Annotated in this window: 10 protein-coding genes; 3 read left to right on the forward strand and 7 right to left on the reverse strand. The window is 71.6% G+C overall.

Annotation, left to right across the window (positions count from 1 at the left end):
• The first annotated feature begins 8 nt into the window (after positions 1–8).
• A complete protein-coding gene (locus AB0D99_RS27075) occupies positions 9–515 on the forward strand; it encodes a GNAT family N-acetyltransferase (protein ID WP_362367523.1) in 507 nt (168 codons plus the stop codon).
• 37 nt (positions 516–552) lie between these two features.
• Here AB0D99_RS27075 and AB0D99_RS27080 read toward each other — a convergent pair whose 3' ends face one another.
• Entirely contained in the window at positions 553–1197 is a 645-nt protein-coding gene (locus AB0D99_RS27080) for a TetR family transcriptional regulator (protein ID WP_362367526.1), read from the reverse strand.
• 136 nt (positions 1198–1333) lie between these two features.
• On the opposite strand from AB0D99_RS27080, the gene AB0D99_RS27085 reads away from it, so the two are divergent.
• Positions 1334–2119, forward strand: a complete 786-nt coding sequence (locus tag AB0D99_RS27085) for an SDR family oxidoreductase (protein ID WP_362367529.1) — start codon at positions 1334–1336, stop codon at positions 2117–2119.
• A 164-nt stretch (positions 2120–2283) separates the two neighbouring features.
• Here AB0D99_RS27085 and AB0D99_RS27090 read toward each other — a convergent pair whose 3' ends face one another.
• A complete protein-coding gene (locus AB0D99_RS27090; RefSeq protein ID WP_362367615.1) occupies positions 2284–2802 on the reverse strand; it encodes a DUF4240 domain-containing protein in 519 nt (172 codons plus the stop codon).
• Between the two features lie 99 nt (positions 2803–2901).
• Between AB0D99_RS27090 and AB0D99_RS27095 the strand changes: the two genes are divergently transcribed.
• The gene (locus AB0D99_RS27095; protein WP_362367532.1) at positions 2902–3828 is read left to right on the forward strand and encodes an SDR family oxidoreductase; all 927 of its coding nucleotides are present in this window, start codon (positions 2902–2904) and stop codon (positions 3826–3828) included.
• Here the strand turns inward: AB0D99_RS27095 and AB0D99_RS27100 are convergent.
• The 5 genes from AB0D99_RS27100 to lpdA all read right to left on the reverse strand — a co-directional run bounded on the left by AB0D99_RS27100 (position 3819) and on the right by lpdA (position 11853).
• A complete protein-coding gene (locus AB0D99_RS27100; RefSeq protein ID WP_362367535.1) occupies positions 3819–4781 on the reverse strand; it encodes a WYL domain-containing protein in 963 nt (320 codons plus the stop codon). The genes AB0D99_RS27095 and AB0D99_RS27100 overlap by 10 nt on opposite strands.
• 74 nt (positions 4782–4855) lie before the next feature.
• Positions 4856–7561, reverse strand: coding sequence for a pyruvate dehydrogenase (acetyl-transferring), homodimeric type (gene aceE, locus AB0D99_RS27105; protein WP_362367538.1), 2706 nt, complete (start codon positions 7559–7561; stop codon positions 4856–4858).
• 344 nt (positions 7562–7905) lie between these two features.
• Positions 7906–8529 (reverse strand): GntR family transcriptional regulator, encoded by a 624-nt coding sequence (locus AB0D99_RS27110; protein ID WP_362367541.1) that lies wholly within the window; start codon positions 8527–8529, stop codon positions 7906–7908.
• 118 nt (positions 8530–8647) lie between these two features.
• Positions 8648–10402, reverse strand: coding sequence for a 2-oxoglutarate dehydrogenase, E2 component, dihydrolipoamide succinyltransferase (gene sucB, locus AB0D99_RS27115; protein ID WP_362367544.1), 1755 nt, complete (start codon positions 10400–10402; stop codon positions 8648–8650).
• Positions 10403–10464: 62 nt separating this feature from the next.
• Complete coding sequence (gene lpdA, locus AB0D99_RS27120) at positions 10465–11853, reverse strand: dihydrolipoyl dehydrogenase (protein ID WP_362367547.1); 1389 nt, start codon at positions 11851–11853, stop codon at positions 10465–10467.
• Positions 11854–12117: the final 264 nt, after the last annotated feature.

Below are 12117 nucleotides of genomic sequence, written 5' to 3' on the forward strand. Positions count from 1 at the left end.
TTGCCGACATGATCGCGCCGGAGACGCACATACGAAGGGCCCTGCCCACCGACGAGGGCGCCCTGGGGGAGCTGGACCGCGCCACCTGGTCGCCGCTGCACGCCGTGACGCCCGCGCCGGAACCCCCGTACGAACCGTTCTTCGACGAGCGGCACCGGCCGGAGGACTATCTGGTCGCGGAGCGGGAGCGGGCCGTCGTCGGCTACCTGCGGCTCGTGCCGCCCACCCCGCTCGCCAGCAACGCGCACGTCCGCCAGATCCAGGGCCTCGCCGTCGCCGACAGCGCCCGCGGCCGGGGCGTGGCCCGCGCCCTGCTGCGCGCCGCCGTGGCGGAGACCGGGCGGCAGGGCTGTACCCGGCTCACCCTGCGCGTCCTCGGCCACAACAAGCCGGCGCGCGCCCTGTACGAGTCGGAGGGCTTCGTGGTGGAGGGCGTCCTGCCGGGCGAGTTCCTCCTGGACGGCGCCTATGTCGACGACATCCTGATGGGCCGCACGGTCACGCCCCAGGTGTGACGGGGCGGGTCTCCCGCCGGCTCCAGGGTCGCTCGCCCTAGCCCTCCGCCTTCCGGGGCGTCAACGGGCCCATCCCGCCCATCAGTTCGCGCAGGCAGCGCACCGCGAGCTCGGCCGGTGACCCCTCGCCCCGTACCGGCGCGTCCGTCTCCGCCCATGCCTCCAGCGCCACCCGGATCGCGTCGGTGGCCGCCGCCGCCGCGAGCCGCACCTCCAGCGGGTCGGCGTCCGGGCCCGCGAGCCCGGCCACCACGGCCAGCAGCCTCTCCTCCGACTCCTGGTTGACCCGGTACCAGACCGCCCGCAGCGCCGGATCCGCGGCCGCCGCGCGCAGCAGTCCCCGCGTCCAGCGCAGCCCCTCCGCGGCCTCCTCGTCGGCCGCCGCGAGGGCCTCCCGGATCGACCGTTCCAGCGCCGCCGGCACCGTCGAGCCCGGCTCCGCCGCCGCGAGGGACTCGCGCCAGCGGTCCGCGCCGCCCGCCAGGAGCGGGGCGACGGCGTCCTGCTTGGAGCGGAAGTAGCGGTAGAAGGTCCGCAGAGCGACCCCGGCGCGCAGGGCGATGTCCTCGGCCGTGGTGCCGTCGGGGCCGCGCTCGGTGAAGAGCTCGGCGGCGGCCCGGGCGATGTCGAGCTGGGTGGCGGCCTTGCGGCGCTCCGTCAGGGAGGGGGGCTTGGTGCTCACCGTACGAAGGGTACGCCCCACCCCTGCCGACCATGCATTTCGTGCAGCTATGGCAAAACGTGCCACATGGACGTACGGTGTCGGTACATCGTGGGCTCGCCATCGGGAGCCTCGTCGTCGAGAGGTCGGACAGGACATGAACCGCTACGAAGGACGCCGCGCACTGGTCACCGGTGGCGGCTCCGGCATCGGCCAGGCCACCGTGCTGCGCATACTCGCCGAGGGCGGCGCCGTCGTCGCCGCGGACGTCAGCCAGGACGGCCTGAAGGACACCGTGGCCAAGGCGGGCGCCGCCGGCGACCGGCTGACCACCGTCGTCGTCGACATCGCCGACGAGACCTCGGTACGCGCGGCCGTCGCCACCGCCGTCGAGACGCTCGGCGGCCTCGACGTCCTGGTCAACGCGGCCGGCATCCTGCGCTCCTCGCACACGCACGAGACCACCCTCGACGCCTTCGAGCAGGTCCTCCGGATCAACCTGACCGGCACCTTCCTCGTGATCCGCGAGGCGATCCCGGCGCTCCTGGAGGGCAACGGCTCCGCCGTGGTCAACTTCTCCTCCACCTCGGCGATGTTCGCCCACCCCTACATGGCCGCCTACGCGGCGAGCAAGGGCGGCATCCAGTCCATGACCCACGCCCTCGCCGCCGAGTACGCCAAGCAGGGCATCCGCTTCACGGCCGTCCAGCCCGGCTCCATCTCCTCCGGCATGACCGACGGCACCGGCGCCAGCCGCCAGTCCGTCGGCCCCGGTCTCCCGGAGGACACCGACTGGTCCCTCTTCGCGAAGCTCGCCCCCGCCCTCGGCGAGGGCTTCGCGGGCCCGGAGACCGTCGCCGGAGTGGTGGCCATGCTGGCCAGCGAGGACGGGAAGTTCATCACCGGCACCGAGGTCCGCGTCGACGGCGGCACGCACTTCTGAGGCGCTGACCGCACGGCCGGACACGGTCCTCGGTCAGGTGGATCCGGGCTGCGGCCCGGCTGACGGACCGGTACGGATCCGGGGAGGGACGGCCCCCGGATCCGTACCCCCACCACGCGGGAGCACCGGGGCGCCGCGCGCCCGGCGTGATCCGGAAGGAAGCCCTAACCGCCGAACCGCTCCCACAGGCGTGGATAGCGCGCCGCGAGCGCCGCGTCGTCCTCCACGTCGAAGGCCACGCCCTCCGGCTCCGCCGGTTGCGGCGGAATCCCCAGATCCGGCGCCTCCGCGCCGGTGAGCTGCTCGTACGCCTCGTCGGCGGCGAAGCCCAGCTCCTCGCCGTCCCCGTCGATCTCCTCGTCGAACTCGACCAGCAGCTCGGCCAGTGCGTCGGGGTCGTGCACCGCGCCCTCGAAGACCTCGCGGCCCTGCCCGATCAGCCAGCAGCGGAAGTAGTCGAAGGCGTCGTCGCCCGCCCCGTCGAGCAGCAGCGCGGCCGCGCCCCACAGATCCCAGCGGAACGCGCGGTTGTAGCGGGCCTCGAAGTGGCGGGCGAAGTCGAGCACGGAGTCGGGGTCGAGCCGCAACAGCCGCTCGACGAGCAGGTCGGCGTGTTCCTCGGGGTCGCCCTCGGCGGCCTCGCGGGTGGAGTCGATGATCTCCCAGAACTCCGTCTCGTCCATCACGGACCAAGCATCGACCTTGCCGGAGGGCGACGCACCCGGAAACGACCAAAATGAAACCGGACAGGAGATGTCGTACTTTCCTGTCACGCTCGGTCCATGGAGACGGAAACCAAGCCGCTCAGCGGCAGGATCGCACTGGTCGCGGGCGCGACGCGCGGCGCCGGACGGGCCATCGCCGTGGAGCTGGGCGCCGCGGGCGCCACCGTGTACGTGACCGGGCGCACCACCCGGGACAAGGTCAGCGAGGTCGGCCGCACGACCGAGACCATCGAGCAGACGGCCGAGCTGGTGACGGCGGCCGGCGGCGAGGGCATCGCCGTTCCCACCGACCATCTGGAGATCGACCAGGTCCGCGCGCTCGTCGAACGGATCGACGAGGAGCGGGGCCGGCTCGACCTCCTGGTGAACGACGTCTGGGGAGGCGAGCACCTCCTCGTCCCCGCCTTCGGGAAGAAGATCTGGGAGACCGACCTCGACAGCGGCCTGCGGATGCTGGAACTGGGTGTGAAGACCCACGCCATCACCAGCGCCCTCGCGCTGCCGCTGCTCGTCCGCAACCCGGGCGGCCTCGTCGTGGAGGTGACCGACGGAACGGCCGAGTACAACAGGCGGTTCCGCGAGAACTTCTTCTACGACCTCACCAAGAACGCCCCGATCCGGATGGCGTACGCGCTCTCCCACGACCTGAAGGACGTGGGCGGGACCGCGGTGGCGCTCACTCCGGGGTGGCTGCGGTCCGAACAGATGCTGGACCACTTCGGGGTGACCGAGGCGAACTGGCGCGACGCGACGGAGAAGCTCCCCGACTTCGCGGTCGCCGAGTCGCCCGTCTACGTCGGCCGGGCCGTGGCCGCCCTCGCCGCCGACCCCGACCGGGCCCGCTGGAACGGCACGTCGCTCTCCAGCGGCCAGCTGGCCAGGGAGTACGGCTTCACGGACGCGGACGGCTCGCAGCCGGACGCCTGGGGCTTCATCATCGCCAAGGAGAAGGGCGGCGACGTGTCGGTGGAGGACTACCGGTAGAGCCCCGACAGGGCCTCCGCCGCCGCCACGAATCGGGCCCGGAGCGAGGCGGGGGCCAGGATCTCCGCCTCCGGCCCCAGCGCGAGCAACTGGCTGAAGGCGACGTCCTCGTTCTCCACGCGGAGCGTCGCCGTCAGCCTGCCCTCGGCGTCCGCCGTCGCGGACGCCAGCGCCTCCTCCGCCGCCGCGCGGTCCGTCAGGTACGGCAGACGCTTCGCCCCCGGCGCGGAGAGCCGCAGGACGACCTCGGCGCGCAGGATCGACCGGGCGAACTCCGCCGCGCGCTCCGCCCAGAAGGCGGGCAGGTCGAAATCCTCGTCCCGATCGAAGCGCTCCTCGCGGAGTGCCACCGCCACGAAGCGGTCCACCCGGTACGTACGGAAGGCCGCGCCCGAGCGCGCGCACAGGTACCAGACCCCGGCCTTCAGCACGAGCCCGTACGGAGCCAGCTCGCGCTCCACCTCGGTCTCCCCGCGCCGGTAGCGGGCCGAGACCGTCCGGTCGTCCCAGACCGCCTCGGCGATCGGGGCCAGCAACTCGGGTCTCTGCGGCTCCTGGTACCAGCCGGGCGCGTCCAGGTGGAAGCGATGGGCCGCCGACTCGGGGGCGTCGCGCAGCGAGGGCAGCAGGGCCGCCGACACCTTCAGACGGGCCGCCGAGGCCGCGTCGTCGAGCCCCATGTCCCGCAGCGCGCCCGGCAGTCCGGACAGGAACAGCGCCTCGGCCTCACCGCGGGCCAGCCCCGTCAGCCGGGTGCGGTACCCGCCGATCAGCCGGTAGCCGCCCGCCCGGCCCCGGTCCGCGTACACCGGAACCCCCGCCTCGGAGAGGGCGAGGGCATCGCGGGTGACGGTCCGCTCGGACACCTCCAGCTCCGTGGCCAGTTCGGCCGCCGTCATCGACGGACGGGACTGGAGCAGCAGGACCATCTTGATCAGCCGGGCGGCACGCATGCACCCATTGTGAAGGCTCGGTTCCCCCGGCGGGGCCGGGGGAACCGAGCGGGCTCACTCGCCCCTGGGCCGTGTCACAGGCCGTAGCGCTCGCGCGCCTCCTTCACGGCCGAGGCCGGGACCTCGCCGCGGCGGGCGAGCTGGGCGAGGGCCGCGACGACGACCGACTGCGCGTCGACGCCGAAGTGACGGCGGGCAGCCTCACGGGTGTCGGAGAGGCCGAAGCCGTCCGCACCGAGCGAGGACCAGTCCTGCTCGACCCACTGGGCGATCTGGTCCGGGACCTGGCGCATGTAGTCCGAGACCGCGAGGACCGGGGACTCCACACCCTCCAGCGCCTTGCGGATGTACGGGATCTGCTCCTCGCCGCGCAGCAGCGCCGCGTCGGACTCCAGCGCGTCGCGCCGCAGCTCCGTCCACGAGGTCGCCGACCACACGTCGGCGCCCACGCCCCACTCGGCGGCGAGCAGCTTCTGCGCCTCCAGGGCCCAGTGGATCGCCGTACCCGAGGACAGCAGCTGGATCCGCGCGGCGTCCGCCGGCAGGTCCAGACCGGCCGACTCCGCCGTGTTGAAGCGGTACAGGCCCTTGACGATGCCCTCGTCGACGCCTTCCGGCTTGGCCGGCTGCGGCATCGGCTCGTTGTAGACCGTGAGGTAGTAGAAGACGTTCTGGTCCTCGCCCTCGGCGGCCTCGCCGTACATCCGGCGCAGACCCTCCTTGACGATCGCCGCGACCTCGTAGGCGAACGCCGGGTCGTACGTCAGGGCGGCCGGGTTGGTCGCCGCGATCATCGGGGAGTGGCCGTCCGCGTGCTGGAGGCCCTCACCGGTCAGCGTCGTACGGCCCGCGGTGGCGCCGACGAGGAAACCGCGGCCGAGCTGGTCGCCGAGCTGCCACATCTGGTCGGCGGTGCGCTGCCAGCCGAACATCGAGTAGAAGATGTAGAAGGGGATCATCGCCTCGCCGTGCGTCGCGTACGACGACGAAGCGGCGATGAAGTCCGCCATCGAGCCGGCCTCGGTGATCCCCTCGTTGAGGATCTGGCCGTTGACGGCCTCCTTGTAGTACATCAGCTGGTCGCGGTCGACCGGCTCGTACGTCTGGCCCTTCGGCGAGTAGATGCCGAGCGACGGGAACAGCGACTCCATGCCGAAGGTACGGGCCTCGTCCGGGACGATCGGGACCCAGCGCTTGCCGGTCTCCTTGTCGCGGATCAGGTCCTTCACCAGGCGGACGAAGGCCATCGTGGTCGCCATCGACTGCGTGCCGGAGCCCTTGTCGAAGGCGGCGAACGCCTTCTCGGCCGGGGCCGGCAGCGGGGCGAGCGGCTGGACGCGACGGGCCGGGGCCGGGCCGCCGAGGGCCGCGCGGCGCTCCTGGAGGTAGCGGACCTCGGGGGAGTCGGCGCCGGGGTGGCCGTAGGGCACCACACCGTCGACGAACTGCGCGTCCGAGATCGGCAGGTCGAGCAGGTCGCGCATGTTCTTGAACTCGTCCACCGAGAGCTTCTTCATCTGGTGGTTCGCGTTCTTGGAGGCGAAGCCCTCGCCGAGGGTGAAGCCCTTGACGGTCTGCGCGAGGACGACCGTCGGCGCGCCCTTGAACTCCAGCGCGGCCTTGTACGCGGCGTACACCTTGCGCGGCTCGTGGCCACCGCGCGAGAGGTGGAAGCACTCCAGGATCTTGTCGTCGCTCAGCAGCTGCGCCATCGCGACGAGCGCCGGGTCGGAGCCGAAGAAGTCCTGGCGGATGTAGGCGGCGTCACGGGTCTGGTACGTCTGGACCTGCGCGTCCGGGACCTCGCGGAGGCGGCGGACGAGGGCGCCGGTGGTGTCGAGCGCGAACAGCTCGTCCCAGGCGCCGCCCCACAGCGACTTCACGACGTTCCAGCCGGCGCCGCGGAACTGGGCCTCCAGCTCCTGCACGATCTTGAAGTTGGCGCGGACCGGGCCGTCGAGGCGCTGCAGGTTGCAGTTGATGACGAAGGTCAGGTTGTCCAGACCCTCGCGGGCGGCGAGTGCGAGTGCCGCGGTCGACTCGGGCTCGTCCATCTCGCCGTCACCGAGGAACGCCCACACGTGCGAGGACGAGACGTCCTTGATGCCGCGGTTGGTGAGGTAGCGGTTGAAGCGCGCCTGGTAGATGGCGGAGAGCGGGCCCAGACCCATGGAGACGGTGGGGAACTCCCACAGCCAGGGCAGACGGCGCGGGTGCGGGTAGGAGGGGAGGCCGTTGCCGCCCGACTCCTGCCGGAAGTTGTCGAGGTGGGCCTCGTTCAGGCGTCCGTCGAGGAAGGCGCGGGCGTAGATGCCGGGGGAGGCGTGGCCCTGGATGTAGAGCTGGTCGCCGGAGCCGGCGGCGTCCCCGGACTCCTTGCCCTTGAAGAAGTGGTTGAAGCCGGTCTCGTAGAGCCAGGCGGCGGAGGCGAAGGTGGCGATGTGGCCGCCGACGCCGTGCTTGGCTCCGCGGGTGACCATGGCGGCCGCGTTCCAGCGGTTCCAGGCGGTGATCTTCCGCTCCATCTCCTCGTCACCGTCGATGACGGGCTCCGCGGAGGTGGGGATGGAGTTGACGTAGTCGGTCTCCAGCAGCTTGGGCAGGGCGAGGCCCGCGCCTTCGGCGTGCTGCAGGGTGCGGCGCATCAGGTAGGCGGCCCGGTGCGGGCCGGCGGCCTTGGTGACGGCGTCCAGGGAGGCCGCCCACTCGGCGGTCTCCTCGGTGTCACGGTCCGGGAGCTGGTCGAGCTCACTCGGAATCTTGCCTACGGGATCGGTCATGATCGCCGCCTTCCGGACAGGTGGGGGTGGAGAAGGGGTGCCTTGTCTGGCAGGACAGGGCGAAGGGCCGGGTAGCGGCCCGCCGAAGACTGTAAGCCGCCGATCGATGATCGATCAAAGGGTTGAAGGGGAAAACCTCTTCAGATCGAGAAAGTCGGCACAGGGTGCCGCGAAAAGGGGCACCCGGTGCCTTGTTTTCGCAGGTGGGAGGGCGAATGAGAGGGGGGTCGCACGAATGAGCGGACCCACCGGGGGTGGGTCCGCTCAGGAAGACGCTCAGGGAGACTTCGGGGAGGTCTCAGGTTAATCCGGGGCGTACGGGGACGATCCGGGCCCCCGCTGCTTCAGGCTCTCGGCGCGCAGCCGAGGACATGGGCCTTGACCAGGGCGCCGATGTTCGGGTCGCCGCGACGGAAGGCCTCCACGAGCTCCTGGTGCTCCTCCGCGTACGACTTCTGGACCGTCCCGAGCCAGCGGATCGACAGCGCGGTGAACACCTCGATGCCCAGGCCCTCCCAGGTGTGCAGCAGCACGCTGTTCCCCGCGGCCTTCACCAGCTCCCGGTGGAAGGCCACCGTGTGCCGTACCTGCGCCGTCCCGTCGGCCGTCCGGTCCGCCTCGTACAGCGCCGTCACGTGCGGCTCCAGGGCCGAGCAGTCGGCGGCGAGGCGCTGCGCCGCCAGCTCCGCGGCGATCTGCTCCAGGCCGGCCCTGACCGGGTAGCTCTCCTCCAGGTCGGCCGCGGTGAGGTTCCGTACGCGTACGCCCTTGTTCGGCGACGACTCGATCAGCCGCAGTGACTCCAGCTCGCGCAGCGCCTCGCGCACCGGCGTCTGGCTGACCTCCAGCTCCGTCGCGATACGGCGCTCGACGATCCGCTCGCCCGGCTTCCAGCGACCGCTGACGATGCCCTCCACGATGTGCTCGCGGATCTGTTCGCGCAGCGAGTGGACGACGGGCACGCTCATGAAGCCGCTCCTTAGGAGACGCGTTGACACCCAAGACAATACGGCGGCGCCCCCACCCGGAAACACTTCCAGGTGGGGGCGCCGCAGGTGAGGCTTGTTACAGCTCAGTAGCTTGCGCTCACAGGCCGAGCTCGACCTCGAACTCGCCGGCCTCCAGGATCGCCTTGACGGCCGTCAGGTAACGGGCCGCGTCGGCGCCGTCCACCAGACGGTGGTCGTAGGAGAGCGCGACGTACGTCATGTCGCGGATCGCGATCGTCTCACCCAGGTCCGGGTGGTTCACGACGACCGGACGACGGACCGTGGCACCGATGCCCAGGATGGCGACCTGGTTCGGGGGCACGATGATCGTGTCGAACAGCGCACCGCGCGAGCCGGTGTTGGAGATCGTGAAGGTCGCTCCGGCGAGGTCGTCCGGCGTGATCTTGCTGGCGCGCACGGCGCCCGCGAGCTCCGCGGTCTTCTTGGCGATACCGGCGATGTTCAGGTCGCCCGCACCCTTGATGACCGGGGTCATCAGACCCTTCTCGGAGTCCACGGCGATGCCGATGTTCTCCGAGTCGAAGTACGTGATGGTGCCCTCGTCCTCGTTGATCCGGGCGTTGATGACCGGGTGGGCCTTCAGCGCCTGGGCCGCCGCCTTCACGAAGAACGGCATCGGGGACAGCTTGACGCCCTCACGGGCGGCGAAGGAGTTCTTCGCCTGCGCGCGCAGGCGCATCAGCTTGGTGATGTCGACCTCGACGACCGAGGTCAGCTGCGCCTGGCCGTGCAGCGCCTTCATCATGTTGTCGCCGATGACCTTGCGCATGCGGGTCATCTTGACGGTCTGACCGCGCAGCGGGGAGACCTCCAGGGCCGGGGCCTTCGACGCGGCGGCCGGGGCGGCGGCGACGGGGGCCGGGGCGGCCTTCTTGGCCTCGGCGGCCGCGAGGACGTCCTGCTTGCGGATCCGGCCGCCGACGCCGGTGCCCTTGACGGACGCCAGGTCGATGCCGTTCTCGGAGGCGAGCTTGCGGACCAGCGGGGTCACGTAGGCACCGTCGTCCGCCGGCTGAGCGGCGGGGGCGGCCGGGGCCGGGGTGACCGGAGCCGGGGCGGCGACCGGGGCGGCGGGCGCGACCGGGGCCGGAGCGGCGGCCGGGGCGGCCGGAGCCGCGGGAGCCGGAGCCGGAGCGGCCGGAGCCGGTGCTGCCGGAGCCGGAGCGGCGGCCGGTGCAGGGGCGGCCGGGGCCGGAGCGGCGGCCGGGGCGGCACCCGCGGCACCGATGACGGCCAGCTTGGCGCCGACCTCGGCGGTCTCGTCCTCGGCGACGACGATCTCCAGGAGGACACCCGAGGCCGGGGCGGGGATCTCGGTGTCGACCTTGTCCGTGGAGACCTCGAGCAGCGGCTCGTCGGCCTCGACGGTCTCGCCGACCGACTTCAGCCAGCGGGTGACGGTGCCCTCGGTGACGGACTCGCCCAGCGCCGGCAGGACGACGTCCGTACCGGAGGCGCCACCGGCCGGAGCCGCGGCGGGGGCCTCGGCGGCGGGCGCCGGGGCGGCCGGAGCCTCGGCGGCCGGAGCCGGGGCGGCGGGGGCCTCGGCCGCGGGGGCCTCGGCGGCCGGGGCGGCGGCGGCCGGCGCACCGGTGCCGTCGTCGATGATCGCCAGCTCGGCGCCGACCTCGACGGTCTCGTCCTCGGCGACCTTGATCGAGGCCAGCACGCCCGAGGCGGGGGCGGGGATCTCGGTGTCGACCTTGTCGGTCGAGACCTCGAGCAGCGGCTCGTCGGCCTCGACACGCTCACCCTCGGCCTTGAGCCAGCGGGTGACGGTGCCCTCGGTGACGCTCTCGCCGAGCGCCGGCAGGGTTACGGAAACCGACATGGTTTCAGTTGCTCCTAACGAATTGCGGAAAGTGGTCGTCGCGCCCGTGGATGACGTGAGCGTCAGTCGTGGGAGTGCAGAGGCTTGCCGGCCAGCGCCAGGTGCGCCTCGCCGAGCGCCTCGTTCTGCGTCGGGTGGGCGTGGATGAGCTGCGCGACCTCGGCCGGCAGCGCCTCCCAGTTGTAGATCAGCTGCGCTTCGCCGACCTGCTCGCCCATGCGGTCACCGACCATGTGGACGCCGACCACGGCACCGTCCTTGACCTGGACGAGCTTGATCTCGCCCGCGGTCTTCAGGATCTTGCTCTTGCCGTTGCCCGCGAGGTTGTACTTCAGGGCGACGACCTTGTCCGCACCGTAGATCTCCTTGGCCTTGGCCTCGGTGATGCCGACGGAGGCGACCTCGGGGTGGCAGTACGTCACCCGCGGCACGCCGTCGTAGTCGATCGGAACGGTCTTCAGACCGGCCAGACGCTCCGCCACCAGGATGCCCTCGGCGAAGCCGACGTGCGCCAGCTGCAGGGTCGGGACGAGGTCGCCGACCGCGGAGATCGTGGGCACGTTGGTACGCATGTACTCGTCGACCAGGACGTAGCCGCGGTCCATCGCGACGCCCTGCTCCTCGTAGCCGAGACCGGCCGAGACCGGGCCGCGGCCGATGGCGACGAGCAGGACCTCCGCCTCGAAGGTCTTGCCGTCGGCCAGGGTGACCTTGACGCCGTTGTCGGTGTACTCGGCGGACTGGAAGAAGGTGCCGAGGTTGAACTTGATGCCGCGCTTGCGGAAGGCGCGCTCAAGAAGCTTGGAGCTGTTCTCGTCCTCGACCGGGACCAGGTGCTTCAGGCCCTCGATGACCGTGACGTCCGTACCGAAGGACTTCCACGCGGAGGCGAACTCGACGCCGATGACGCCGCCGCCGAGGATGATCGCGGACTCCGGGACGCGGTCCAGGGTCAGCGCGTGGTCCGAGGAGATGATGCGGTTGCCGTCGATCTCCAGGCCCGGCAGCGACTTCGGCACGGAACCGGTGGCGAGGAGGACGTGACGACCCTCGACGCGGCGGCCGTCCACGTCGACGGAGGTCGGGGAGGACAGGCGGCCCTGGCCCTCGATGTATGTCACCTTGCGAGAGGCGACCAGACCCTGCAGGCCCTTGTAGAGGCCCGAGATCACGTCGTCCTTGTACTTGTGGACGGCCTTGATGTCGATGCCCTCGAAGGAGGCCTTGACACCGAACTGCTCCGCCTCGCGGGCCTGGTCGGCGACCTCGCCGGCGTGGAGCAGGGCCTTCGTCGGGATGCAGCCGTTGTGCAGGCAGGTGCCGCCGAGCTTGTTCTTCTCGATCAGTGCGACGTCCAGGCCCAGCTGCGCTCCGCGCAGCGCCGCGGCGTAACCGCCGCTACCGCCGCCGAGGATCACTAGGTCGAAAACGGTGCTGGCGTCGTTCGCCACGTCACGTCCTCCATGCATGTGCGCCGGTCGCCGGTCTCCGATGACCGGGCGGCGGCTGGTGTTCGGCCGCTTTTATGTCGGCCCTGTGGTGGGGGCCCTGTCCTGCCGAGAACCCATCTTCGCACTTGTTGCCGGAAGGCGGGACGCGGGGCCGGTGTCTGAGACGGGGGGATCGTCCGTACGGGCGGGTAACAGAGGCGTGCGAACCTACGGATTTCGTCGAGGGCGCAACGGGAACGGCCCCGGGGAGCGGGTCCCCGGGGC

This window comes from Streptomyces sp. NPDC047971, assembly GCF_040653355.1.
GTDB lineage: Bacteria > Actinomycetota > Actinomycetes > Streptomycetales > Streptomycetaceae > Streptomyces.

Coding starts and splice junctions, on each gene's coding strand:
- AB0D99_RS27100 (WP_362367535.1), bottom strand. CDS start 4,781: ATGCGTGCCGCCCGGCTGATCAAGATGGTCCTGCTGCTCCAGTCCCGT.
- aceE (WP_362367538.1), bottom strand. CDS start 7,561: ATGACCGATCCCGTAGGCAAGATTCCGAGTGAGCTCGACCAGCTCCCG.
- AB0D99_RS27085 (WP_362367529.1), top strand. CDS start 1,334: ATGAACCGCTACGAAGGACGCCGCGCACTGGTCACCGGTGGCGGCTCC.
- AB0D99_RS27075 (WP_362367523.1), top strand. CDS start 9: ATGATCGCGCCGGAGACGCACATACGAAGGGCCCTGCCCACCGACGAG.
- sucB (WP_362367544.1), bottom strand. CDS start 10,402: ATGTCGGTTTCCGTAACCCTGCCGGCGCTCGGCGAGAGCGTCACCGAG.
- AB0D99_RS27110 (WP_362367541.1), bottom strand. CDS start 8,529: ATGAGCGTGCCCGTCGTCCACTCGCTGCGCGAACAGATCCGCGAGCAC.
- AB0D99_RS27090 (WP_362367615.1), bottom strand. CDS start 2,802: ATGGACGAGACGGAGTTCTGGGAGATCATCGACTCCACCCGCGAGGCC.
- AB0D99_RS27095 (WP_362367532.1), top strand. CDS start 2,902: ATGGAGACGGAAACCAAGCCGCTCAGCGGCAGGATCGCACTGGTCGCG.